This is a genomic window from Acinetobacter schindleri (assembly GCF_010918895.1).
Taxonomy (GTDB): domain Bacteria; phylum Pseudomonadota; class Gammaproteobacteria; order Pseudomonadales; family Moraxellaceae; genus Acinetobacter; species Acinetobacter schindleri.
Genome location: NZ_CP044483.1, coordinates 599398 through 624562 on the forward strand (window position 1 = coordinate 599398; position 25165 = coordinate 624562).

The 25165-nt window shown below is 40.8% G+C and carries 21 protein-coding genes, 1 rRNA gene and 1 pseudogene; 17 read left to right on the forward strand and 6 right to left on the reverse strand.

Annotated elements, in window-relative coordinates:
- Positions 1-76 precede the first annotated feature (76 nt).
- The 8 genes from rrf to hisC all read left to right on the forward strand — a co-directional run bounded on the left by rrf (position 77) and on the right by hisC (position 7467).
- Positions 77-191: ribosomal RNA gene (gene rrf / locus FSC11_RS02990) — 5S ribosomal RNA — on the forward strand.
- 260 nt (positions 192-451) lie between these two features.
- Positions 452-1903 (forward strand): RNA polymerase factor sigma-54, encoded by a 1452-nt coding sequence (locus FSC11_RS02995; protein ID WP_163165067.1) that lies wholly within the window; start codon positions 452-454, stop codon positions 1901-1903.
- 177 nt (positions 1904-2080) lie between these two features.
- Positions 2081-2413: a ribosome hibernation-promoting factor, HPF/YfiA family gene (gene hpf / locus FSC11_RS03000; protein WP_004814456.1), complete on the forward strand. Its 333-nt coding sequence runs from the start codon at positions 2081-2083 to the stop codon at positions 2411-2413.
- Between the two features lie 134 nt (positions 2414-2547).
- Entirely contained in the window at positions 2548-2799 is a 252-nt protein-coding gene (gene ibaG, locus FSC11_RS03005; protein ID WP_004814457.1) for a BolA family iron metabolism protein IbaG, read from the forward strand.
- 7 nt (positions 2800-2806) lie between these two features.
- A complete protein-coding gene (gene murA, locus FSC11_RS03010) occupies positions 2807-4063 on the forward strand; it encodes a UDP-N-acetylglucosamine 1-carboxyvinyltransferase (RefSeq protein WP_163165069.1) in 1257 nt (418 codons plus the stop codon).
- The gene (gene hisG / locus FSC11_RS03015; RefSeq protein WP_004814462.1) at positions 4063-4764 is read left to right on the forward strand and encodes an ATP phosphoribosyltransferase; all 702 of its coding nucleotides are present in this window, start codon (positions 4063-4065) and stop codon (positions 4762-4764) included. The genes murA and hisG overlap by 1 nt, the downstream gene beginning before the upstream one ends.
- Positions 4765-4949: 185 nt before the next feature.
- Positions 4950-6251: a histidinol dehydrogenase gene (gene hisD, locus FSC11_RS03020; protein WP_163165071.1), complete on the forward strand. Its 1302-nt coding sequence runs from the start codon at positions 4950-4952 to the stop codon at positions 6249-6251.
- A 127-nt stretch (positions 6252-6378) separates the two neighbouring features.
- On the forward strand, positions 6379-7467 hold the full coding sequence (hisC, locus tag FSC11_RS03025; protein WP_163165073.1) for a histidinol-phosphate transaminase: 1089 nt from the start codon (positions 6379-6381) through the stop codon (positions 7465-7467).
- A gap of 80 nt (positions 7468-7547) precedes the next feature.
- Here the strand turns inward: hisC and pabB are convergent, their stop codons facing one another.
- Positions 7548-8879 (reverse strand): aminodeoxychorismate synthase component I, encoded by a 1332-nt coding sequence (gene pabB, locus FSC11_RS03030; RefSeq protein WP_163165075.1) that lies wholly within the window; start codon positions 8877-8879, stop codon positions 7548-7550.
- 258 nt (positions 8880-9137) lie between these two features.
- Between pabB and filA the strand changes: the two genes are divergently transcribed.
- From filA to filF, 6 genes are all read left to right on the forward strand, one after another.
- Positions 9138-10250, forward strand: a complete 1113-nt coding sequence (gene filA, locus FSC11_RS03035; RefSeq protein ID WP_163165077.1) for a putative pilus system protein FilA — start codon at positions 9138-9140, stop codon at positions 10248-10250.
- A 188-nt stretch (positions 10251-10438) separates the two neighbouring features.
- Complete coding sequence (gene filB, locus FSC11_RS03040) at positions 10439-11272, forward strand: putative pilus system C39 family peptidase FilB (RefSeq protein ID WP_163165079.1); 834 nt, start codon at positions 10439-10441, stop codon at positions 11270-11272.
- A 49-nt stretch (positions 11273-11321) separates the two neighbouring features.
- A complete protein-coding gene (filC, locus tag FSC11_RS03045; RefSeq protein ID WP_171521696.1) occupies positions 11322-12497 on the forward strand; it encodes a putative pilus system protein FilC in 1176 nt (391 codons plus the stop codon).
- Between the two features lie 11 nt (positions 12498-12508).
- The gene (gene filD, locus FSC11_RS03050; RefSeq protein ID WP_004814477.1) at positions 12509-14176 is read left to right on the forward strand and encodes a putative pilus system OmpP1/FadL family transporter FilD; all 1668 of its coding nucleotides are present in this window, start codon (positions 12509-12511) and stop codon (positions 14174-14176) included.
- Between the two features lie 43 nt (positions 14177-14219).
- Positions 14220-15380, forward strand: coding sequence for a putative pilus assembly protein FilE (gene filE / locus FSC11_RS03055; protein WP_163165083.1), 1161 nt, complete (start codon positions 14220-14222; stop codon positions 15378-15380).
- Between the two features lie 10 nt (positions 15381-15390).
- Positions 15391-17439 carry a putative pilus system protein FilF gene (filF, locus tag FSC11_RS16170; protein WP_205681853.1) on the forward strand — a complete coding sequence of 683 codons (2049 nt, stop codon included), beginning with the start codon at positions 15391-15393 and terminating at the stop codon, positions 17437-17439.
- Positions 17440-17519: 80 nt separating this feature from the next.
- Here the strand turns inward: filF and FSC11_RS03065 are convergent, their stop codons facing one another.
- Positions 17520-19154 carry a phospholipase D family protein gene (locus tag FSC11_RS03065; protein ID WP_420867675.1) on the reverse strand — a complete coding sequence of 545 codons (1635 nt, stop codon included), beginning with the start codon at positions 19152-19154 and terminating at the stop codon, positions 17520-17522.
- Between the two features lie 101 nt (positions 19155-19255).
- Between FSC11_RS03065 and FSC11_RS03070 the strand changes: the two genes are divergently transcribed.
- On the forward strand, positions 19256-20266 hold the full coding sequence (locus FSC11_RS03070) for a metallophosphoesterase (RefSeq protein WP_163165085.1): 1011 nt from the start codon (positions 19256-19258) through the stop codon (positions 20264-20266).
- Between the two features lie 22 nt (positions 20267-20288).
- Here FSC11_RS03070 and FSC11_RS03075 read toward each other — a convergent pair whose 3' ends face one another.
- The 3 genes from FSC11_RS03075 to trhA all read right to left on the reverse strand — a co-directional run bounded on the left by FSC11_RS03075 (position 20289) and on the right by trhA (position 22967).
- On the reverse strand, positions 20289-20729 hold the full coding sequence (locus FSC11_RS03075) for a hypothetical protein (RefSeq protein WP_163165087.1): 441 nt from the start codon (positions 20727-20729) through the stop codon (positions 20289-20291).
- 143 nt (positions 20730-20872) lie between these two features.
- Positions 20873-22180, reverse strand: a complete 1308-nt coding sequence (locus FSC11_RS03080; protein WP_163165089.1) for an MFS transporter — start codon at positions 22178-22180, stop codon at positions 20873-20875.
- A gap of 142 nt (positions 22181-22322) precedes the next feature.
- Positions 22323-22967, reverse strand: a complete 645-nt coding sequence (trhA, locus tag FSC11_RS03085) for a PAQR family membrane homeostasis protein TrhA (RefSeq protein WP_163165092.1) — start codon at positions 22965-22967, stop codon at positions 22323-22325.
- Between the two features lie 101 nt (positions 22968-23068).
- On the opposite strand from trhA, the pseudogene FSC11_RS03090 reads away from it, so the two are divergent.
- Both FSC11_RS03090 and FSC11_RS03095 read left to right on the forward strand, forming a co-directional pair.
- Positions 23069-24287, forward strand: a pseudogene (locus FSC11_RS03090) (class I SAM-dependent methyltransferase).
- Positions 24281-24712 carry a GNAT family N-acetyltransferase gene (locus FSC11_RS03095; RefSeq protein WP_163165094.1) on the forward strand — a complete coding sequence of 144 codons (432 nt, stop codon included), beginning with the start codon at positions 24281-24283 and terminating at the stop codon, positions 24710-24712. The pseudogene FSC11_RS03090 and the gene FSC11_RS03095 overlap by 7 nt, the downstream one beginning before the upstream one ends.
- A 60-nt stretch (positions 24713-24772) precedes the next feature.
- Here the strand turns inward: FSC11_RS03095 and FSC11_RS03100 are convergent, their stop codons facing one another.
- A complete protein-coding gene (locus FSC11_RS03100) occupies positions 24773-25123 on the reverse strand; it encodes a hypothetical protein (protein ID WP_163165096.1) in 351 nt (116 codons plus the stop codon).
- Between the last annotated feature and the right edge of the window lie 42 nt (positions 25124-25165).

The following is a 25165-nucleotide window of genomic DNA, read 5'->3' on the forward strand; positions in this document are numbered from 1 at the left end:
CCCTGTTAATGAATTCTATTTGGTAGAAAGCTCAGGCATCTAAATAAGACCTAAGTGAGTATCCATAAACAGTTGTGCTGGCGACCATAGCAAGAGTGAACCACCTGATCCCTTCCCGAACTCAGAAGTGAAACCTCTTAGCGCTGATGGTAGTGTGGGGTTACCCATGTGAGAGTAAGTCATCGCCAGCTCATTATTCTAAACACCCCCTGTCAAATGACAGGGGGTGTTTTTTTTATATAATTTTTTAATTTATTTCGAATTTTTAAAAGCAGATAAGATCATTTGATAAAAATAAGATACTAATTAATATTAATATTTAAAATGAATAGCTTAAATGGTGCATAAAAAATGCAAGGAATTGTATGTAATTTAACAAATCTATGTTATAAAAAATTAAAGCGGCATAAAAATTGCTTATAAAGCGCGGTTTGAATAATGAGGGGTAACAATGAAATTATCAGTGGGCTTAAAAGTTGCGAACTCGCTGTCATTAACTCCACAATTACAGCAAGCAATTCGTTTATTGCAACTGTCGAGTCTGGAACTTGAACAAGAAATTCAGTTACAGCTAGATAGTAATCCTTTGCTGGAAAAAGTTGAAGAACAATCAAATTTAGAAAGTTTGTCTACTTCTGAACTTGAGCCTGACCAAAAAGACTTAACCAATGAATTGAATGCAGATCATTTGCCTGATGATTTGCCTGTAGATACCGATTGGGATGATGTATATACTCATCAACCAACCAGCTTGGGTGCAGCTGAATACGAAGAACGTGAAGATAATCGTCAGGGACATTTAAGCCTACAGCAACATCTCATTGAACAGGTAAATCTGCTACATTTTTCTAAGATTGATAAGTTGATTGCACATTGCATTATCGACTCCTTGGATGATAAAGGTTTTCTTGAAGTTGATATTTCGGAAATTACAGCCTCAGTTCAACACTTGCTGCAAAGCATGGACTATGAGGAAGAAATTGAAGATGATGAAGTCCTTGTAGTACTCAAACATATTCAACGATTAGAGCCTATTGGTGTCGGTTCGCGCAATTTGGCTGAATGCCTGATGGTTCAGCTGGATAATTTGCCCGCTTCCACACCTTGTCGTAATGATGCAATCAAGCTGCTACAGCATTATGAACTACTCATTACTAATGAATTACCTCGGCTGATTAAGCAAACTGGTTTGAATCCAGAGCAGTTGCGCTGTGCAGTAGATTTACTTAAAACCTTAAAGCCACATCCTGGTCTGGAATTTGAAGATCGTGAATCTGATTATCAGGTGCCCGATGTTGTCGTGTTGAAAAAGAATGACTGCTGGCAAGTAATGTTGAATCCTGACGTGATGCCAAAACTACGTGTGAATTCGTTTTATGCCAATATGATTCGTCGTGCGGATCAAAGTGATGACAACCAGTATTTAAGAAATCAGATGCTGGAAGCCAAAAATTTCATTAAGAGTATCGATGAACGTCATAAGACTTTGTTAAAAGTAGCCACTTGTATTGTCGAACATCAAAAAGCTTTTTTAGAAATTGGTGCTGAAGGGATGAAACCTCTAGTATTACGTGATATTGCTGAAGAAGTGGAGCTCCATGAATCAACAGTTTCCCGGGTGACAACCAATAAATACATGCTGACACCGCGTGGTCTTTTTGAATTGAAATATTTCTTTTCCAGTCATGTCGGTACGACTTCGGGTGGGGAAGCATCTTCAACTGCGATTCGTGCCAAGATTAAGAAATTGATTTCTGAGGAAAATATACGTAAGCCGTTGTCGGATAATGCAATTGCCAATATGTTAAAAGAGGAAGGTATTGATGTAGCAAGACGTACAGTCGCTAAATATCGTGAATCGTTACATATTCCTTCATCTTCTGAACGAAAGGTCTTGATCTAAGTTTTAAAATCTGACTATTCTAGAGATTCATCATGACACTATGATGAATCTCTTTTTCTTTTGAGGAACCGTAAAATGATTTGATCCAATTTCTGAACTGTAACCTTGCATTGGTTATTGTCATCGAATCATTTGACTGTGACTCGTCTAATCCTAACGAAGTTGAGGGATAGAACTATGCAAATAACAATTCGTGGACATCATTTATCTATTACGCCAGCAATTGAAGATACTATAAAAACAAAGTTCCAGCAGATGACTAAACATCTGGATCAAGTGAACAGTATGCAGGTTAAACTTTCAAAAGATCATCAGATTGATAAGCGCTCTAAAAAAGGAAGCAGTAATCATATTGCGGAAGCGATTATCAGATTACCGGGAATCGAATTTTTTGCGCATGCCAATGCCGATGATATGTATACCTCGATCAAGCTTTTGACAGAAAAATTAAAAAAACAAATTGATCGATATCGAAAAATGAACCTGAATTATCAGCCATTGGCTTTATAATCGGGCAGAATGGAAAAAGAGGTTTTTAAAAGCCTCTTTTTTTATATATATAATGTATGTGACTAATGAATTATTTTTTTTATTTATAGTAAAATGATCCGTTTTACACCCTTAGTCCTATAAGAGGTCTTGTGATGAATAATGAACAGCTCGCTGAAATCTTAAAAGCCGCGTTCCCAGAGGCTGACATTGCTGTGAGTGGTCAGGGCGGCAAATATGATCTCCGTATTGTGGATGATCAATTCGATGGTAAGCGACCAGTTGCTCGACAACAAGCTGTTTATGCTCCTCTCAATTCTTATATCGCCAGTGGTGAAGTCCATGCCGTAACAATTCGCGCAATGACCAAAGAAGAATGGCGCAAAGCAAGCTTATTTGGAGCTTAATAGATTAATGGATAAATTTTTAATTCAGGGCGGCAATAAGCTCGAAGGTGAAGTGCGTATTTCCGGTGCGAAAAACGCAGCACTTCCACTACTGGCTGCAATGATTCTTGCAGATACTCCCATTACCTTGACCAATGTGCCTAATCTGAAAGATGTAAACACATTGGTTAAGCTTATTGCCGGTCTCGGGATCACCATGAAATATGAAGGTGATACTGTGGTTGCGGATACTTCAACCCTGGATAACCAGTTTGCACCATATGAGTTAGTAAAAACTATGCGTGCATCCATTTTGGTGCTTGGTCCATTGCTGGCGCGCTACGGTAGTGCACAGGTGTCTTTACCTGGCGGTTGTGCGATTGGTTCTCGTCCTGTTGATCAGCATTTAAAAGCTTTGGAAGCGCTTGGTGCTGAAATTCAGGTGGAAGCTGGTTATGTCCATGCCAAAGTTGATGGTCGTCTGAAAGGTGGCGAAGTTGTCTTTGACATGGTGACTGTGGGTGGTACCGAAAATATTCTGATGGCGGCTGTGCTGGCAGATGGCGTAACGACAATCCGTAATGCAGCACGTGAACCTGAAATTACCGATCTTGCGCAAATGCTGATTAAAATGGGTGCCAAGATTGAAGGTTTAGACACAGATACGCTGATTGTCACTGGTGTTGAAAGCCTGCATGGCTGTGAATATGCTGTGGTTGCTGACCGTATTGAAACTGGTTCATATTTAGCTGCTGCTGCAATTACTGGTGGTAAAGTAAAAACAACGAATACAGATCCAAACCTGCTTGAATCAGTATTGGAAAAATTTGAAGAAATGGGTGCAGAAGTTACACGTGGTGACGACTGGATTGAACTGGATATGATGGGTAAACGTCCGAAAGCAGTTAGCTTCCGTACTTTGCCGCATCCAGAATTTCCAACAGATATGCAGGCTCAGCTAATGGCAGTGAATGCAATTGGCCGCGGTTTTGCGACAATTTCCGAAACGATTTTTGAAAACCGTTTCATGCATGTTCCTGAGTTAGCTCGTATGGGGGCGAATATTCAGGTTGAAGGTAATGATGCTGTGGTGATGGGTGTGGAAAAACTTTCTGCAGCACCGGTGATGGCGACAGATTTACGCGCTTCATTCTCTTTGGTACTGGCAGCGCTTGCCGCTGAAGGGGAAACAGTGATTGACCGTATCTATCATATTGACCGCGGTTATGAAGATGTCGAAGCGAAGTTACAAGGTTTAGGTGCCCAAATTAAGCGAGTAAGTTAATGAGCGATATGAGAAACGATGATCCAAACTTTGACGTAATGGGCAATTTTGATCATGGTTTAACTTTAGCATTAAGTAAGGGCCGTATTTTAAAAGAAACTCTACCGTTACTTGAAACGGCAGGTATTAACCTGCTGGAAGACCCGGATAAGTCGCGAAAGCTGATTTTCCCGACGACCCATAAACAAGTTCGTATTCTGATTTTACGTGCTTCTGATGTGCCAACCTATGTTGAAAATGGCGCAGCAGACATCGGTGTGGCAGGTAAAGATGTGTTGATGGAGCATGGCGCGCAAAATGTCTATGAGCCATTAGATCTAAAAATTGCCAACTGTAAACTGATGACAGCAGGCAAGGTTGGCATGGAACGTCCGAAAGGCCGTCTTAAAATTGCGACTAAGTATGTGAATTTAACCCGTCAATATTATGCAAGCCTAGGTGAGCAGGTTGATGTGATCAAGCTTTATGGTTCTATGGAACTTGCACCGCTTGTGGGCCTGGGTGATTATATCGTTGACGTTGTCGATACGGGTAATACCCTTCGTGCTAACGGCCTAGAGCCACTGGAAGAGATCTGTAAAGTATCTTCACGTTTGATCGTCAATAAAGCCAGCTTTAAACGTAAACAAGTGTTGTTAAATCCAATTTTGGCACAGCTTGAACAAGCGGTTGAAGCACGTGAGCAAGCGAAAAAAGCTTAATTTTTCATTGTTCTAAAAGACCGTCCATAGGGGCGGTTTTTTTATATCTCGAAATTTATTGATATTTTAGAGAAATCATCAATTTTGCCGAAAGCTATTTCCAATAAAACTCATGCTCAAGAAAGTAGATAGATAACCACAAAGCCTGTTAAAACAGGTAAACTAATCTTTTCCATATCAACCTTGTGGGTAAATTGATGCGACGTTTATCGACTCAAGATCAAAACTTCAAGCAGGTATTTGCTGACTTGTTAGCTTTTGAAACAGTGAGTGATCCTGAACTTTTAAAAACCGTAGATCAAATCATTGCTGATGTGCGTCAGCATGGTGATGCTCATGTTCTTAAACTTACTCAGCAGTTCGATCGACATCCAGCGCATCAATTTTCAGATCTGGAACTGACTCAAGAACAATTGAAAGCTGCCTTTGATGGTTTAACAGTTGAAGTGCGTGAAGCTTTAGAACTCGCTGCCAACCGTGTACGTGAATTCCACCAAGCACAAAAGCAAGATGGCTGGACCTATGTCGATGCTTTAGGTAATACCTTAGGTCAAAAAGTCACACCACTTGATCGTGTGGGTATTTATGTACCGGGCGGTTTGGCATCGTATCCATCTTCAGTATTGATGAATGCAGTACCTGCCCATGTTGCAGGTGTACCTGAAATTATTATGGTGGTACCTGCGCCAAATGGTGACTTGAATCCATTGGTACTTGCAGCAGCATATTTGGCAGGCGTGACCCGTGTATTTACCATTGGTGGTGCGCAAGCGGTTGCAGCATTAGCCTATGGTACAGAAAACATTCCATCTGTAGATAAAATCACAGGCCCCGGTAACCGTTTCGTTGCTGCGGCAAAACGTGCGGTATTTGGTCAAGTCGGTATCGATATGATTGCCGGACCTTCTGAAATTCTAGTGTATGCAGAAGGTGAAAATAATGCTGAGTGGCTGGCAATGGATTTATTGTCACAAGCTGAGCATGACACGGTTGCGCAAGCAGTATTCATTACACCTGATGAAGCTCTGTTAAATGCAGTCGGCGAATGGATTGAAAAACACTTAGAAGCTTTACCAAAAGCTGAGATTGCTCGTACATCGATTGAAAACCGTGGTGCATTAGTTTTAGTGAAAGACCGTGCTGAAGGTGCTGAACTCATTAACCAAGTAGCACCAGAACATTTGATGCTGTGTTTAGATGAAGCCGAAGAAATGGCTGAAGATATTCGTCATGCTGGTGCGATCTTCATGGGGCGTTACACCCCTGAAGCGATTGGTGACTACTGTGCAGGGCCAAATCATGTCTTACCAACTTCGGGTACAGCACGTTTTTCATCACCACTTGGTGTATATGATTTCCAAAAACGTTCAAGCTTGATTATGTGCTCAGAACAAGGCGTGAAATCATTAGCGAAAACTGCAGACATTTTGGCGCAAGAAGAAAATCTTGATGCGCATGCACGTTCTGCTCGTTATCGTTATCAATAAGATATTAAACAGAAATTTATTAAGAAATAAATTTTCCTCTCCCTTTGGGAGAGGTTAGGAGAGGGGGAATTGATACACCTCTCCCTAACCCTCTCCTAGCAGGAGAGGGAATTTTGAGAATTTAAAAATGAATATCACCACAGAACAAATGCGTTTTTGGAGCCCTGAAGTACGTGAGCTTGAGCCGTACACACCGGGTGAACAGCCAAAAATCCAAAATCTTTTAAAATTAAATACCAATGAAAATCCATATCCACCGTCACCAAAAGTGGTGGAAGCAGTCCAGAAAGTATTAGCAAATGGTGCAGATGTTTTACGTTTGTATCCTGACCCTGATGCTTCTGAACTGAAACACGCGATTGCGAAACAGCAAAGTGTGCCAGTTGAGCAAGTCTTTGTCGGCAATGGTTCGGATGAAGTTTTAGCGCATATTTTCAAAGCATTCTTTGTTCAAGAATTGCCATTGCTCTATCCAGATATTACCTATAGTTTCTATCCTGTATACAGCCAATTCTTTGGTGTCGAAACCAAAGTATTGCCGCTCAATGATGATTTTGAAATTGTAGTCGATGACTATAAACAGCCAAATGGCGGCATCATTATTACCAATCCAAATGCACCAACCAGTATTGCACTGGGTTTATCTGCAATTGAAGAAGTGCTTCAAGCTAATCCAAATTCGGTTGTGGTGATTGACGAAGCCTATGTCGACTTTGGTGCAGAATCAGCGGTGGCGTTGGTTGAGAAATACGACAATTTGGTGGTATGCCAAACGACGTCTAAGTCCCGCTCATTAGCAGGTCTACGGGTTGGTTTTGCGATTGCGCAGCCACATTTAATTGCAGCATTGGAAGCGGTTAAAAACAGCTTTAACTCTTATCCAATGGATCGTTTTGCCATTGCAGCAGCAGTAGCTTCCTTTGAAGACCAAGCTTACTTTGAAGCGCAAAATGCCAAAGTAATAGCGAGCCGTGAGAAATTAACAGCACAACTTAGTGAACTTGGATTTAAAGTCTTACCATCAAGTGCTAATTTCATTTTTGCATCATTCCCAAGCAAAGATGCAGGTGAGTTAGCATCTGAATTACGTGAACATGGTATTATCGTGCGCTATTTTAATAAGCCACGTATCAATCAGTTCTTACGTATTACTATTGGTACAGATGAGCAGAATCAACGTTTGATTGATACATTGAAAAATGAGATTTTGATTTAAGTGAATCTATCCCTTGCGGAGCAATGCTCATCAAGGGGTGAGATTCATAAAAAAACGACTCAATTGAGTCGTTTTTTTATTTATTCAGGTGTGTACCAAGTATTGAGTAGATTCAACATAGCTTCGACTTTATCAAAACATTCCTGGTATTCGGCATCGCAGTCTGATGAAATGGTAATCCCGCCACCAGCCCATAGTGACATCTCATTTTGGTATTTCTGTATTGAGCGGATCAGAATATTCCAGGAACCAGTTCCATCAAAATTAAAATACCCCATTGAGCCACAATATGCACCTCGTGGCGCATCTTCAAGTTCTTCAATAATCTGCATGGCACGGATTTTAGGTGCACCAGTAATAGATCCGCCAGGAAGGGCGGACATTAAAACATTAAATGGATTTACATCTTTTTTTAATGTAGCTTGTACCTCACTAACCATATGATGAACTTGATTAAAGCTTTCAATATTGAACAGCTTTGGTGTTTTAACTGAGCCAGTTTCCGCATAAACACTTAAATCATTACGTAATAAATCCACGATCATCACATTTTCAGCTTGATCTTTCTCAGAATTTTTTAAGGTCTGTTTGGACTGTTCATCCAATATTGGATCTATATAACGCGGCATCGTGCCTTTGATCGGTTTGGTAATAATCCGTCGCTCAGATTGAAACTCAATAAACAGTTCTGGTGAACAACTTAACAGCTCAAACTCACCTACGCGTAAATAACCAGCATAAGGTGCATTGGTTAGCTGCCAAAATTGTTCTGCTGTAGCTAACACAGAGCCTTTAGCTTGTGCTGAAAATTCTTGAGTCAGGTTGATCTGATAACAATCACCAGCTTTGATATATTCCTGAACCTGACTGAAAGCCTCCTGATAAGCCGATTTATTCCAACGCGCTGTACATGGAGAAACTAAATTAAATTCAGACTTATCCTGGAATTGATCAAGTAAAGCCTGAATCTGCTGAAAAATATGTTTCGCTTGAGGATCACTACTTTTAAAAATCCATCCTTGAGGGTTGAGTTCTAAATAAGTAGAGAATTGCCCAATAAAAAGTGCTGGCTGCTGGCGCTGTCTATAATGAACTTGCTGCTGAGCTGCGTAGTCATAAGAAATGAATCCTACAAAGCCGCCATTAAATCTTGTAGAGTCCGAGGTTGATTTAGACGTGAAATTAATAGTTAAATCTGGCGCAACGACTTCATACTGATTAAAAGAAACAGCCTGATAAGTTTGTATAATATCATCCTGTATAACTGTATAACGTTCAGCACAGCAGGCAATAAATGGCGTACCGTTGTCATATAAATATACAGCATGATCCAGGGAGCGCAATGCTTCCAAAATGGCATGTGGAGAAGTATTTGAAGTAGATAGGAGATGTTGATAAGTTGGGCTATGCATTCAGTTTAAAGCATTCAAGAGACTGAGATGATTCTATCTCAATTATCAAGAAAAATGAGGTAGAACTTGTATATACCGTTTATCGGTGAATAACGAAATGCGACCAACAACAGTTGAACAAAAAATGACACACGGCTAATTTAGGGGGGCGAGCAAATCACTCAAGGATTAATTGTTCGTGCTGTCGTAAAATAAAAATACATCATGGACAAAGAGTGATTCACAACCAAAAAAAATAATACTCTTGGGAGAGTACGAATGAAAAAATTCACTAAATTAGCTTTAATTTCTTCAATGGCGATCAGCGCAAATGCGATGGCAATGCAAGCCATGGATGATTCTGCATTGAGCGCAACTACAGGTCAAGACGGTATCAATATTGGTATTGGTATTTCACGGGTTACTATCGATAAGTTATTTGTGCATGATAATGATGGTTTGGCAGAAGATGCAACAAATACATATATTCCTATGAATCCTGGTACTCCTGCATCAGCGGTATCTAAACCAATTATTGGTGGTTCAGGTGAAGCTGGTGCAATTGTAATCCAGGGTGTAACAGATCCTACTCGTGCGAGAACGATTACCTTAACATCTTTAAACAATGCAGGAACTGCTACAATTAGTAATGCTAGTCAGGCAATCTTTATTGGTGCTAACTACTCTGATGGCGGAAAGTACCTATTAAATACGGGTAACTTGGCAGATTTGCAAATTGATGCTGATGGTAGTGCGGATGGTGCATTCCTGAATATTGCAGCTCAGGTTTCTGGTCTTGAAATTCACATTGGTGAAATTGGGGTAGCAGAATCTAATGCTTATACTGCCGGTGCAGTTCAGCGTGGTGCTAAGCTTACAGGTGCTGACAAAAACTACAATGCAATTTTAAGTGGTCTGTCTATTAAAACTGGTCAAATGAGTGCCAATGTTCAGTTAGGTGCTGCTCCACAGGGTGCAATGATCAAACTGGATACTACAATGATTGGTGGTCTAGAAATTGAAGGTTTGGGCATCTTGGATAATTCAACTGCTGGTGCAACACTTGCAGCTGGTGTTACTACTAATGGCCCTGGTGAAATCTATATAGAAAGTATCAAAGTTACTGATACAAATTCAACAAACTTAAAAATTAAACAAGATGTTCAGGTATTTGGTTCTTCAGCTGCAAATAAAGGCTTTATTAAAATTACCAGCGAGAGTGGTGCACATGACATCTATGTAAAGGGTGTTCATATTGGTAGCTATGACCGTAATTTAGCAGCTAGTGCAAAACAAGGTACTTCAATTGGTGATATTGAAATCCAAGGTATGCAGACTTTCTATGGAACAAGCTATACTCCAGGTTCGGTGCTTACCATTTCTGGTCGTTAGTCTGATCCCTAAAAAGCGCGTGTTTACACGCGCTTTTTTTATGAATGTATCATTTATCTAAAAAAATAAAAAAAGACTGTATTTTTTTGAAAAAAAAGGTATCTTTCTAGTTACAAGGAAGTAGAGTGAAAACTCTATAAAAAGAATAATTAGGCGCATCATGCCGATGATAAGAAAAGTAAAAAAATATGTTAGAGATCGCGTTGGGCTCGGCATTGATCTACTACGCTGCCAAAGAAGCCTTTGATATAAAGGAACAACCCGTTGAAACAGTTCGCTATACCGAAACCTTAGATTCCCGTCGGGATTCTTTTGTACGTATGCATCGTGAGCCCGTGCGGATTAAACCTGCCTTACAGGATCAATTTAGGGGAATTGTCAGACAAGCTTATGACTACAGTTGTGGCTCGGCAGCGCTTACGACCTTATTGAATGGTTATGTAGGTACGCAACTGGATGAGCAGCAAGTAATGAATGGCCTAATGCAATTTGGTGAAACAGATAAGATTGTTGAACGCCGTAGCTTTTCTCTTCTGGATATGAAACGTTTTGTAGCCGCTTTGGGTTTAGAAAGTGGAGGCTATAGAGGAGAATTTGAAGACTTGGTCAAACAAGGGCAGCCGGCTATTGTTCCTATTTCTTATGCAGGATTTAAACATTTTGTTGTCTATAAAGCATATAAAGACGGGCGTGTTTATATTGCTGATCCAGCACTCGGCAATATTAGTTTTGATGAACAACGTTTTAAACAGGTCTGGGAAAATAATACGCTGTATTTAATCAATGTGCCTGAGCAATATCGTAAAAACTTCTTGGCACTCCAAGATTCAGATATGCGCCATGTTGAGGATGCCACGATTAACCGTTATGCATTGGTAGATTTTCAATATCCCCAATTCTATATGGAAAAAATCGCGGATAAGGCATCTACAATTCGTCTGGATACCAATATGAATCCGGAGTCGGATTCCTATGGGAAGCCAACCTATAACTTCTTAAGACTTTATTATAAGAGCAAGTAAAAACTAATTAAAAAACTGAATTAGAAAAATAAAAATGGTGGGATGCAACATGAAACGTGAATGGATGAACAAAACTCTCTTGGCACTTAGTGTTCAAATGGTCATGGGGGCAGCATATGCTGCAGATGAGCCGGCATTAGGGGAATACGAGGAAGTCGTAGAAGTAGAAGAAACTGTTGCTGAATCTGTAGCTGAACCTGAATTAGGTGGATATGAGCAAATCATTGAGACAGAGGAGAAAACAGCAGAATCTACACAACCAACTACCGTAGAACAACGAGTTACAGAGCCAGTACAAGCTTCATCTGCATTACAACAGCGTGAAGGGGATGCATCTCAAGAAACGAATCTTGAGGAGGTCTTTACTTCGAATGAGCGTCAGTATTCACTGATTAAGCAAGGTGAAATTTCATCGTATTACGATATTGACTATACCTATTATCGCGATACTCAGCTAGATCTAGAAATGGCACAAGGCCAGCTGTATCAGTTACGTGTTCAGGAAAATGCAACCCATACGCTGACTAACACATTCACTGCTCAATATGGTTTAAAAGATAACTTAACCTTAACTGCGTCTTTACCGCTGGTGACTAAAACAGATTTACTGAAAGATACGTCTACAGCAGGTTTAGGTGATATAAGTCTTGGGGCGCGTTGGGAACCATTTCCAATAAAAGCAGGACGTCTGCCACTCATTTTATTTGGTAATCTTTCCACTAAGACCGGTGATAGTCCATATGAAATTAATGCGGCCGATGATTTATCCACAGGTAAGGGCTATTACGCTGTAGGCGTGGGAGCAAGTACCCGTAAATATATTGATCCAGTCGTATTGTTTGCCTCTGTTTCTGCCAATTATGGATTTAAAGTAACTGACTTAAATCAGCGTCGGGGTTACCGTGTAATTGATGAATTTGAACCCGGAATCAGTGGTGGTTTTGCTTTTGGTTTTGCTTATTCCTTTAATTACGATGTCTCAATGACAATGTCCTATCAGCAAAGCTTTAATACTGGTTCAGAGTTTAGATATTCAAGTGGTGAAAGTTACTCGCCAGCAGATCAAACCAGTTCAACCTTTGCAATTTCCCTCGGGGTACGTATCTCTCCTGAAACAATTGTCAACGGTACTGTAGGGCTAGGATTAACAGAAGATGCACCTGATGTCTCGCTCGGTCTATCTTTCCCACTGGATATTTTAGGTTTTGGTAAGAAAATTCGCTAAGGGGCTGTCTTATGAGACAAATTCGACTCAGCCCGTTAGTGAGTGCCATTCTTTTAACGGGTTGTTCAGGTGCAGCATTTGCACAATTAGGAACAAATTTATCGGTTGACCTGCGCTCGCTTTCACTAGGTAATGCAGTTACTGCAGATCCGCCAGGAGTTAATGCTGTTCATTTCAACCCGGCAGGTTTGACTAAAATTCAGGGCTTACAAACTGAGCAGCAGATTATTATTGCTAATTTTGATATTGGACGTGAGTTCAGTGTCCCTGCTGGTTATAACGTTTTCGGTTATTCAGATGATCCTTTGGTTTGTAATGATGGACCAGAGGTTAATTCAGATCTATGTACTGATTTTAAAGATGGGCCGATCAGAGGTGATGTTGAATACGTTAGCTTATATGTACCTATTTTAAAAAAGATGGTGGATCTGGGTGAAGGGATGCCAGTGGCTGCACCCACTATGGGGATTGCCTATAATCCACCAGGCTCCAAAGCAACTTATGCGACAGCTGTATATGCACCTCTTATGGCGGGTTTTGGTGCTGAAAGTGGTAATCCTGCAAACTATATGGGGCAGCAGGTTGCACTTGAGCGGATTACCTATCTGTCACCTTCGGTAGGCTATCAGGTCAGTGATACGCTTTCGATTGGAGGTGGTGTCGGAATGTCATATCAAGCGATGGGTATGAAAACCGACCTACGTTTTCCGAATGAACTCATCGGTATGCTGAGAATGATCGATGAAGTGGTATGTACACCATTTAAAGAAAACTCGGACATTATCACCGATATTCTTTTACTCGGGATGTGTAATGCTCAAGAAGGAATGAATCCATTTGGCAAATTTGGTCAAATGCAACTTGGACTGGAACAATCCCTGAGCCCGAGTTATAACTTGGGTGTACTATGGGAACCTACTGAAGATTTCAGTTTTGGTATGGTCTACCAAAGTTCAGCAAAAATGCGCCTTAAGGGTAAATATCACATTGATAATGCCAGAGCGCCGCAGGAGATGATCAAGGGCTTGATGTCTTCTCCGACAGGGCAGATTCTTGCAGCGATTCTCGGATTCCCAAATTCTGTCCCATCGAGTGAATCTGGTTTGGTATCCATGGATCTGGAATTTCCTGCACATTTTCAGGCGGGGATTAAATATAAATTATTGCCTGATTTACAAGTTAATTTTGATGTGGGTTGGACAGATTATAAAGCCTGGGACAAATTCCGTTTCGAATTTGATCGTCAAATTTCAGCATTGAAAATTGCCAAACTTTTATCTGCAAATGTTACCGATACTTCATTGGCATTACCCCTTGAGTTTACCTCGCCATGGAGTTGGGGAATCGGGTTTGAATACTCAGCAACAGACCGATTGAAGCTGCGTGCGGGTTATGAACCACGTTCGAGTGCTATTCCTGATAACAAGCGTAATACGATGGTACCGATCAATAATGCTCAATTATTTGGCCTAGGTGTAGGCTACAAGTTTGATGCAGACACAGATCTCGATTTATCTATTGGTTTCTTACGCAGTAAGGATAACATCCCAGCTAATACCAGTAGCCTTTCAAACCAGACAGGTGTTAACAACTTATTATTAAACCCATATGCGGGGTTAAATGTTAAAACAGATACTAAAATCACAATTTTAGGACTTAACTATAGAACAAGATGGTAGGCATATCAGGATGATAGGACATTTGTGGCTAAGGACGATAGTTGTGTTGATAACAACACAATTAGGGAATGTCTATGCCGGTACATTTCATACGATTATTGGTCCAGATGGTCGACCGATGGTAGTACAAAAAAATAATATTCAAACCCAAAAGGTCTTAGAATCAAATCAGAAAAATCAGATTTTACATCCTCAATCTCAGGTCATGACTGCACCCCCTAAACTTCAAAGCAGTCAAATCGTTAGAGAACAGAAAATTAAACAGAATAATCCAATCGAGGATAAAAATAACTTATCTCATTCTGGGATTATTAATAAAACAGATACTTTATCTTCTTCTATTTTTACCAAAGATATTCCAGAGACTAGATCGAACAACACCTTAAAACAGAATATTGATAATTCAATTGAACCTATTGTAGCCCAGCAGTCTGTTCTTAAAACTGAAGATATCCAGCCAACATTGGCCGAAAATTTAAAAAAGCACCTTGATGATCAAACTGATATTTTGGAAATAGAAGGAAACCAATACGTCAAAAATGAAGTACTTGAGGAAAAAGAATTTAATCTGGATGGTAAAAAACGCTTCTATACCATGCCGGAAGGTATAATTGATACTAAAAATGGAGCAACACGCCTGCAAACGGTTCAACGTGAAAAAGGTATTGGACAATCGGTTATGCAGGCTTTATTTAAGAAAAATAGGGCTACTGGGCAGGATACTCCTCTCATTCTAGCTGTTACCTACTACCGTATTTCTGCAGAAACTGCTTCTGAGGGAATGGGACGGACCTGTTTTCAGGATAAAAAGCTTAAAAAGGCCAAGGATATTGCATTAGATACTCAGGTCAATCTCTGGCCTCGAGCACCTTTAAAGGATGAATTTGACTTTGAAGTGGTGAAGTTAAAACAACCTTTACAAAATATTCAGATTCAATCTTATGCATCCCGTCAAAAAGACCCTACTTTTTATTGGCCTTTTGCAGTGTTCTTGGATGAAAAAGGTTGTATTCTGGAAGGAGCTGGTGGATTTAAAAATAATGATTCAGCATCGGATTACCTGAAATATGAAAATATTGAAGGCATGATACAGGTACCACGTAATAGCCACTATTTATTATTAACGCCATTGGCCTCAGCAATTGATGTTGAGGAACGGGTATTAAGTAATCAGGGACAATTAAAATTAATAGGTGTCCGTTAAGGATAACGATATGAGCATCATGATGAATAAGAATAAATTACTATTACCTTTTGCATTCTCAGCTATGGCAATCATACTGCAAGGATGTGGTGGTGAAAGCGCGGATGTTATTCCAGGAAATAATGATAGTAGTACAGTCAATGGGGCCTGTATTGGCACAAATTCGGGTTGTATTGAATTTGCTTTAGATTATCCATTGCAAACTTTAGATTTCCATTGTGGTGATGATACAAAGCAAACATTTGTCACCACATATGATGTAGATAAGGGTGTGGCAACAGGTGCCTGTAAAGTAGGCCAGTCAATTACTTTCTATATTCTAGGTAAAGATGAAAGACGTGTAGATCTGGGTTCATTCTCAATGAATAGGATTGGTAATGTTACATCTAAATCTCATTATCCACGTATGAATTTATTGGATATCGCTGAGGGCATCCGTAACACCAACTCAGCAGGTGATCTGTCTCAATATGATATTGCTATTCGCTTAGTCCAGTTAATTCAAGCCATGGGTTTAAATACTGATCAATTACGATCAGCAACGGAAATCTATCCTGTTGCGATAAATGAAGATATTCGAGCTGGACTTGATCAATTAGATGAAGATATTACTGTTGAAAAAATCAAGACTTTATCTGATCAGGATTTTGATGCCTTACTGAAAAAATGGTTGGGACCAACAACGATTACTAAAGAACAGGCCGAACAGGTACTTCAAGCATTATTAAATATTTCAAATGCTGCTGTTTATCAGCCAGAATTTTCCCTGTTTTCTACTGAATCCTTAGGTAGTTATGTTACCGGTTCAGAAGGGTTAGTAGGATGCAGTAATCTTAACCGAGAATGCTCGCTAACAGATACTGACCTGACACATATCTTGGGTCATTTTATATTGATGACTGACCGTCAGGGGATGACTTTCGGCAGTGGCTTACAGTGGAAAGGCAAAATAGAAAGCACAACCCAGAATCCTGGTGATTTCACCACGATAGGTGGACTGAATGCTCATTTAATTCGTAGTATTAAACCTGTACAAATGACTGCTGATGCCCAAAATTCATGGATTGACCCGGAAACAAAACAAATTGCCAATACACCAGGTTATCTATTCAGAGTAGGTGACTCTACTACCGAGAAACTCAAGATTGAACAAGGTCGCTTATATAATGATTATATGATTGCTGGTAAAGAGCGTTTTTATAAGGTTTTGACCGGTAAGAGTGTGAGTTATAACTTAAATGAGAGTGAAAAACGTGAGCTAGGTCTGTGGCAGCAAACCGGGGGAACACTGAATTTTGCTGGTACGATGGATCTTTATAAAATCTATCCAATCACACATTTGGACCGAAGGGTTTTCACGACTCAAAATAATGTAAGAAATCAAGAAAATTATTTTTTCCCGCTTTATGGAAATTTAAAATTTACCTTAACAAATGATTCAAACAGAATAATTAATTTGGGCATTGTGATTGATGAGAATGGTGATATTCGTACGAATATTAAACCTGCTACAGCAAAAGTTGATGAATGTAGTGCTGAATACAATCCATCTACAATGCAAACAACCTATTTGGTCGAGGATTCTGAAGATGAGGATGCGGTAGAAACAGTACAACAATATCGTATTGGAACCGTTTCACGTGCCTTTGTACCTGCAGTAGTAAGAAAGAAAACAGACAATACACTTTCTATTCGTATAGTTTTCGCTAATGAGGAATTAGGCGATTTGAACGGCGCTCTCATTGGTATGAACTCCACCATCAAGACCTCAACTGATGGTTCTTCCGAATCCATAGTGGTAGGAGGAGCATTAGTGAATTTGACTGATTTATTTAATGTGAGAGTAACAGGTGACGGTACGAATACTCCTAAACCGGCGATTAGTTTGACAGACTCTGAAGGAAATACAGTGAAATGGGCAAATAGTTTTGCTAGCTTTAGCCAAGTTTATGGTAAACAGAATCCTTCTGATGAAAGTGTTAAGAGATTATCCAAACTTGCAGGAGGTACAGTTGGCCTGACCGCTGCTGAATGCTATAAAGTAAAAACAAAATCCTAATATAAAAATTTCAATAAAAACCAGTCGTATCGACTGGTTTTTATTATTCGGTTCATCTGTTTTCAAGAGGGGTCATGTTGTTACATGAACCCTTCAAGCGGAAGCCAAGACACAAACTTTAACAGGGCTTTTTGATGCCATTTCATTTTTGGTTCTTTGGTCAAAGTTTTAATTTCACCATTCGGTTGCTGGATCTTCCAATTGATATTCTGATTGGCATCTAATACCAATTTATAAGCATATTTACTCAAGTTCTGATCCATGGTTTTATGCACAGCTTGTGCTAAGGAAGGGCTGTTGAGTAATACACCAATCTCTGTATTTAGATAGGCTGAACGCGGATCGAAATTAAATGAACCAATAAACACCTGTTTCTCATCTAAGGCCATCAGTTTTGCGTGTAAACTGGAACGACTCAGACCTTTCAAGCTCACTTTAGCCTTGTCAGCAATTTCCTTGGTATTGGCATTCAGGTTTGCTGCATCTGGCGCCGCTAGAAATTCGTACAACTGTACATCATGTTCCAGTAAATCTTTACGGTACTTAGAATAAAAAGCATGCACAACAGGAACGTCATTGGCTTTATAAGAATTGGTGAGTACTCGAATCTTTATATCTTTTTGAGCCAGACTTTTGAGCCGTTCTGCACCTTCTTTTTCTGGTACAAAATAAGCAGAGACAATATCTACACTTTGTTCAGGTTTTTCCAGATGCTGTAACAACTGGAAATTCAGGTGTTCTTCTTTTTTTGCCTTGGACTTGATCTTAGTAGGCGGGTCTTTGACTACTTCTGCTTCAACCCAATCCAGCTGGATATTATGATCAAGCCATTTATCAAAAGCCTTAGACCTGTTAGCTAAGTCGAGGTAGTTTTGTACTCGTGGGTCATCCTGATGTGCTTTTAGCTGTTGTTTAAGGCTTTCAAAGCGTAGGCTATGATGACGTGGATTAACAATATTCCGCACTGGATAGGCATAGTCATCATTCCAGTATTCATCAAAGGAATGGATAATCTCATCTGAGGCGGCACCAACCAGCAACACATCTACATCGGAAAATTGATAGGCATCACTTACATTGTAATACTGATTGCTCATATTACGTCCGCCAATCAAGGCAATCTGATTATCTGCAATAAAGCTCTTGTTGTGCATACGACGATTGATACGTTTCAAATCCAGTACCATATCCATGGCACGATGCTGACGAAAACGATAGGGATTATATAAGCGGACATCGATATTTTGATGCTGATCCAGTGCCAGATAAATGCCTTCCATCTTCTTGGCATTGTTGTCATCAATCAGAAGGCGGACCTTTACTCCACGGTCAGCAGCCTGAATAATGCCATTTAAGGCCAGTGCACCAATCCGGTCATTGTCCCAAATGTAATATTGCAGGTCTAAAGTCTGCTCGGCCTTATGAATCAGTTGCATACGGGCTGCAAGTGCTTCAAGTGGATCATAGAGAACATGATATCCAGTCAAACCTAGATATTGATCACGTAAAGGTTGAACAATTTTAGCCAGGGAAGTCTGTGAAGTATCAGTTTCAAAGGCAGTATGTGAAGGTCGTTCTACCTGCGGAGGAAGCGTGCTGCAGGCAGAGATCCCCAGAACAAGACTCAAACCCAGTAAAACAGCAGATTTATATGGAGTATTACGTTGGGAAGTGACCATGGGCTGGTCAGCCTTGGAGCGGGGAGCATTCGTCATATGAATCTAAGCGTGATAAATTAGGTTTGAGTATAATTGCCAGCTGTGAAAAGATAAATACAGAGCAGAGAATGTACTAAAGAACTGGACAAGGCAAAATTATGGGGAATATCGATTCCGTGATCTTATATTTCTATATCGGAATGGCGATTTTAGCGCTGTGGTGTATATCGCAGGCGTGGATCAGTCAGTCACATACCCAGACGATTCATCCCTTTAAAGCCTTTACCCATCTGCTCGCTTATTATTTATCTTATCTACTGATTCCTTTATTTTTCTTTAGTATTTATGGCGGTTTTAATGGGTATTATTCCATTCATGAGGCAGTATTTATCTGTCTGCTCAGTGGTGTACTGTCTTATGCACGTTTTATTGAACCGCATTTAATCCAGATCAAGACTACCCGTTATCAGATTAATACTGATAAAAAAATGCGGAAACCTGTTCGTATTGCTTTAATTGCGGATTTGCATATTGGTTTATTTTCTGGTCATGAACGTCAGCTAAAACAAATTGTACATAAATTAAATCAGCAGCAGCCTGATTTGGTGGTCGTCGCAGGCGACTGGACCTATGAACCGGAAGATACTCTGACCCAAGAACTCGCCATTCTGCAGGAAATTCAGGCACCGGTATATTCTGTGAATGGTAACCATGACGAACAGTATCCGGGACCGCCTATTCAGGAGTTATTACATACTGCTCTAGCAAGCAATAATGTTATAGATATTGAAGGGCAAATTGTTGAGTTTGATGAATTTCGCTTGGTGGGTATTGGTGATCTCTGGGCAGGTAAAGCAGATATGCGGTTCTTGCCGGAGTTGCCACAAGATAAGCCTTGGGTGATCCTGTCACATAACCCGGATACGGTAGACATGGTGCCGAAATTGCCAAGCCGGCCATTAATGCTCTCTGGGCATACGCATGGTGGGCAAGTGGAATTGCCGTGGTTGACGGATTATGTGATGAAACGGGTGTCAATTCTCGGACATAAGCGCGGCTTATACCGACATGAACATGCCGATGTATTTGTCACTGTCGGAACAGGTCTCGTGGGTGTACCTTTCCGTTTTCGCGTACCACCCACCATCGATATCATTGAGTTGATATAAATAATTTGGCGGATTTCAGTATCTAGCCAACCATCCAGATAATTAGCAGAATCAGAATAATAATACCTGCAATGATCCAGATCAGATGCGGTCCATTTTTTGCAGTGACCGGTTCAGCGACTTTTTCCTGTAACTCTTGGGTCGACTCTGGAATGGGTGGGCGGGTAGCATTATCTTGTGTAGCGCTTACAGGGATGGAGACTGCAATACAGTCGGTTAGCGCTTCAGTCTTCAGCTGTGGATTAATGGTGACATCATCACTAAATCTTGCGCCTTGTGTCTGTACCTGTAAGGCAGCATCATGCTCCATCACGATCGCGGCAATCACTTCAAGTGCCTGCTGTTGGTCTAATGGCGTGTGTTGAACAATATATTGGATGGCTTCGGTTTTCTTATCTTCTTCCAGTAAGACCACAATATGAACCAGCTGGTCTTCGGTCAAATATTCGATTGGATCCTGCATATCTTATCCTTCTCGTTATGAATCCGTTTCTGTATTGTTCCGTAAATAGAGGAAGAGAAATAGCAGTTTTTTGTTGCACACCAAATTTCGGAAATAAAAAAGCCAGTGCATTCACACTGGCTTTTTAGAGGGTAATCCTAGAATTAGATCTGATTGTTTACATCATCATTCTTGGTTTCACGAATGAGCAGGAATGCCAACAGTGACAGGATAGAGGCTGCTGTCAGGTAATAACCCACGGCAGATAAACCATATTGTGTTGCCAGCTTGGTTGCGATTAAAGGCGCAAAAGATGCACCGAAGATGCCTGCCAAGTTGAAGGTCAAAGCGGAACCTGTATAACGTACTGAAGTCGGGAAGATTTCAGACAATACGGTACCAATTGGGCCATAAGTTAAGCCCATGATCGCAAGTCCGATACACAGGAACAGGAATACGATAACTGTACTGCCTGATTCAAGCATGTCGGCAAAGAAGATACCAAAGATCGCAGAAACGATACATACACCGATGGAAGTCGCTTTACGACCGAATTTTTCTGCGAATACAGCAGATAACGGAATAAATGCAGCAAAGCATAGCGTTGCAACTAATTGTAACTGAAGGAATTCTTCACGTGAATAGCCTAGCTGCTTAGTACCCCATTGCAGCGCAAACACAGTTGTTAAGTAAAATACAACGAAGGTACAGATAGCTGCAATTGTACCCAGTACTAACATTTTAGAATGTTTTTTAAATACTTGAACAAAAGGTACGTTTACTTCTTTTTGCTTGTCCAAAACGTTCTGGAATGCAGGTGTTTCATGCAGTTTTAAACGAATCCAAAGACCTACGATAACAAGTAAAGCACTTGAAATGAATGGAATACGCCAGCCCCAAGCCATGAATTCAGCTTCGGACATCAATGCACCGAGCGTCAAGAATGAGCCAGTTGCCAGGATAAAGCCAATTGGTGCACCCAATTGCGGGAACATACCATACCAGGCACGTTTACCTTCAGGTGCATTTTCAGTTGCAAGTAAGACCGCACCTGACCATTCACCACCCAGACCAAGGCCCTGACCTAAACGGCATAATGCCAAAAGCAAAGGCGCTACAATACCAATTTGACCATAAGTTGGCAGTAGGCCAATCGCTACCGTAGACAGTCCCATGGTCAGCAAGGCAGCGACCAGGGTGGCTTTACGACCAATTCTGTCGCCAAGGTGACCAAACAATGCCGCACCGATCGGACGCGCAATAAAGGCAATTGCGAAAGTCGCAAGTGACTGGATCGTTGCGGTCATTGGGTCTGTACTTGCCGGGAAGAACAAATAAGGGAAAATAATGACAGCGGCAGTAGCATAAATATAGAAATCGAAGAACTCGATTGTAGTGCCTACTAAACTCGCTGTTAAAACGCGGAATTTTGAGTTTTGTGCTGGCTGAGCAGCAGAATTTGACGACGCCATGAATGACCTTACACTTACTAAAAATAAAAGAACTTAGTTTTAAAAGCGTAATCTTTTTAAAAAAGGCGTAATTTCTTAAAAAAACAACTGCAATCTTCTCAATTCAACTCGCTCAGGGTCACTGAAATGGAGAATGAGAGGATTAAATCACGTAAAGATAGATGGACAGAAAATGTGATCCTGCGCCTATCAATACAAAAATGTGCCAGATAGCGTGCGTATATCTTACTCTTTTTAATGCATAAAACAATGCACCCACCGTATAAGCAAGTCCCCCAATGATGAGAAAGGTTAAAGATTGTACTGATAAATATTTCTGCATATCATCAATAACTAACAGTGCAAGCCAGCCCATTGCCAGATAGGCAAACAGGGAAAGTTTCTGAAAACGATGAATGAAAATGAACTTGAATAGTGTTCCAAGGACAGCAATGCTCCATAAAGCAATCAACAAATACTGGGCTTTGGCCGTTGGAATGGCAATTGCCAGAAAGGGCGTATACGTACCGGCAATCAGATAGTAGATCGCAGTATGGTCAATTTTTTTATAGAAATAACGACGGTCTGCAGTTGTGGCCATGTGATACAGCATGGATGCAGAAAAAAGTACAATCATGCTCAGTGCATAGACCCATAAGCCAATCCATTGACCCGTACTGAGATAAGAGCCTTTAATCACCAGTAAAATACCGGCAATTACTGACAAGGCAGCACCTACACCGTGACTGATGTAGTTGATGCGCTCTTCGACAGCATCATAATCCTGAAGCAATGGTGCATTTGACATAGTTATCATTCTTCTTAAATATACAAATGTATAGTAATTCAATTTTGCTTTTAGGGTAAGAACATTTACACTTTAATGGCAATTCATTTCAGGTTTCTTTTATGTCTATTTTGGCTTCTCTCTCGGTTCAAGAACAGCAATTTCTGGATACTTTCCAGCAAGCCATTGAAACAGATCAATTTGATCGCCTGATTTTAAGTCAGTATAAGGGCGAACTGGAACAACTGGAGAAAATGACCTTGCGCGTCATTTGGCTGAATGAGCAAAAAGTACTGAGTTGTCTGTACCGATATAAAACCCAGGACGTCACTAAAAATTATCCTTTAACTGAGGCTTTGTCTCAGGTCACTGAATTATTGGCCTGTTGCAAGCAGGCCAATCTGATCACTACAGCCGAAGAATTGCAGCTGAAAAAAAACAAGAAAAAAGTCATGCTGACCCGCAGCAAAACTCAACCTGTCGTTAAATCCAAAACTGCTGAACAGGGCCATCCGGGTCAAGCAGCGTTATGTGGATCAGGACAGTGTATTTTTACAGCATCTCGGCATTACTGATCAGCAAGGTCAGGTCATTCCGAGCATGGCGCGCAAGTGGAAACAGATTAACAAGTTTGTGGAAATTTTCTCGAATGCGCTTTCGCAGATTAAAGCCTCTCAGGAAGGTCTGCGTGTGGTGGACTTTGGTTCAGGTAAGGGCTATCTGACTTGTGCCTTGTATGACTATATGCAAAAGCATGGACAGACGCCGTGGGTGACGGGTGTAGAACTGAATCCGAAAATGGTCGAGTTTTGCCAGAAGGTGGCCGACCAATCCCAGTTTAACCAGCTCGATTTCTTCCAGGGTGATGTGCGCACCTATGAGCCTGAGCATCTGGATGTGATGATTGCTTTGCATGCTTGTGATGTAGCGACAGATTTTGCTATTCATACCGGTATTCGCCTGAATGCGCAGATCATCATGTGTGCCCCATGTTGTCACAAGGAGCTACGTCCCCAGTTACAGGCGCCAAAAGTTTTGAGTCCAATGCTGCAATTCGGGATTCATGCGGGCCAGCAGGCAGAAATGCTGACAGATACCATTCGTGCCTTGTTGCTGAAAGCCTATGGTTATGAAACTAAAGTATTCGAATTTGTTGCGCTTGAGCATACCAGCAAAAACAAAATGATTCTGGCGGTGAAGCGCAAGGACGATCAGGAACCGGATCAGGACGTGATGAACCAGATTCAGGCTTTGAAAGAGATGTATGGGATTCAGAAACACTCCCTTGAATTATTGCTCAAGGATGAATGGGATCAACAGGGGATTGGTTGTAAATGCTAAATCATGCTGAGCTAAAAATTGTTGCAGGCACTTGGACCGAGCTGGCTGCCGAAGCCAGACTGATTCGCGAAGCTGTGTTTATTCAGGAGCAGCATATTGCACCGGAAGATGAATGGGATGCAGAAGATAAGCTGTGCACCCATTTTGTGGCTTATCTGCATGAGCAACCGGTTGCCACAGCCCGACTATTAACAAGTAATAGTATCGGTCGTGTTGCAGTACTGAAATCAGCGCGTGGTTTCAAGATCGGTCAGCAGTTAATGCAGGCAGTGATTGACTATGCATGCGCTGAAGGACGGCAGTTTGTCAAACTTTCCTCTCAAGTACATGCTATCGGCTTTTATCAGGCTTTGGGTTTTCAGCTACAGGGTGATGAATATCTGGACTGTGGAATTCTACATATTGATATGTATTTACAACTTTAAAGATTCATTTTCAGATATAAAAAAGCGAGGCATGAACCTCGCTTTATTTATCTTAAGATCTTAGTGACCATGTGCACCATTTGCAGCATGTTCGGTATCCATATGGGCATGTTCATCTGCTGACATATGCTGTTCTTCAGCAGCTGTTGATTGCGGTTCAGTACCTTGTTGAGCTGCTGCACGTGCTTCACGATCTGCCTGAGCTTTGGCAATTGCTTCTTCTGACATGGTTGGGGCATTTTTAAATGCGTGTTGCTGGGTATCCTGTTTCTTCTGCTGGCTTGGCATGTAGTCCGGTTCATTGCTGACAGCTAACCAGAAGATAAACATGAATATACCACCAATTATGCAGAAGATAATCAGTGCTCTCCAACCCCAAGGCGAATTTTCAGGAGTATTTTGATCAGACATGGTATGAACCCAAAGAGGATATAGAATCTATGTTACTTTATA

Bases quoted from the DNA above. Each gene is read 5' to 3' on its own strand.
- FSC11_RS02995 (WP_163165067.1), top strand. From the start codon at position 452: ATGAAATTATCAGTGGGCTTAAAAGTTGCGAACTCGCTGTCATTAACT.
- hpf (WP_004814456.1), top strand. From the start codon at position 2,081: ATGCAAATAACAATTCGTGGACATCATTTATCTATTACGCCAGCAATT.
- ibaG (WP_004814457.1), top strand. From the start codon at position 2,548: ATGAATAATGAACAGCTCGCTGAAATCTTAAAAGCCGCGTTCCCAGAG.
- murA (WP_163165069.1), top strand. From the start codon at position 2,807: ATGGATAAATTTTTAATTCAGGGCGGCAATAAGCTCGAAGGTGAAGTG.
- hisG (WP_004814462.1), top strand. From the start codon at position 4,063: ATGAGCGATATGAGAAACGATGATCCAAACTTTGACGTAATGGGCAAT.
- hisC (WP_163165073.1), top strand. From the start codon at position 6,379: ATGAATATCACCACAGAACAAATGCGTTTTTGGAGCCCTGAAGTACGT.
- pabB (WP_163165075.1), bottom strand. From the start codon at position 8,879: ATGCATAGCCCAACTTATCAACATCTCCTATCTACTTCAAATACTTCT.
- filA (WP_163165077.1), top strand. From the start codon at position 9,138: ATGAAAAAATTCACTAAATTAGCTTTAATTTCTTCAATGGCGATCAGC.
- filB (WP_163165079.1), top strand. From the start codon at position 10,439: ATGTTAGAGATCGCGTTGGGCTCGGCATTGATCTACTACGCTGCCAAA.
- filC (WP_171521696.1), top strand. From the start codon at position 11,322: ATGAAACGTGAATGGATGAACAAAACTCTCTTGGCACTTAGTGTTCAA.
- filD (WP_004814477.1), top strand. From the start codon at position 12,509: ATGAGACAAATTCGACTCAGCCCGTTAGTGAGTGCCATTCTTTTAACG.
- filF (WP_205681853.1), top strand. From the start codon at position 15,391: ATGAGCATCATGATGAATAAGAATAAATTACTATTACCTTTTGCATTC.
- FSC11_RS03065 (WP_420867675.1), bottom strand. From the start codon at position 19,154: ATGACGAATGCTCCCCGCTCCAAGGCTGACCAGCCCATGGTCACTTCC.
- FSC11_RS03070 (WP_163165085.1), top strand. From the start codon at position 19,256: ATGGGGAATATCGATTCCGTGATCTTATATTTCTATATCGGAATGGCG.
- FSC11_RS03075 (WP_163165087.1), bottom strand. From the start codon at position 20,729: ATGCAGGATCCAATCGAATATTTGACCGAAGACCAGCTGGTTCATATT.
- FSC11_RS03080 (WP_163165089.1), bottom strand. From the start codon at position 22,180: ATGGCGTCGTCAAATTCTGCTGCTCAGCCAGCACAAAACTCAAAATTC.
- trhA (WP_163165092.1), bottom strand. From the start codon at position 22,967: ATGTCAAATGCACCATTGCTTCAGGATTATGATGCTGTCGAAGAGCGC.
- FSC11_RS03095 (WP_163165094.1), top strand. From the start codon at position 24,281: ATGCTAAATCATGCTGAGCTAAAAATTGTTGCAGGCACTTGGACCGAG.
- FSC11_RS03100 (WP_163165096.1), bottom strand. From the start codon at position 25,123: ATGTCTGATCAAAATACTCCTGAAAATTCGCCTTGGGGTTGGAGAGCA.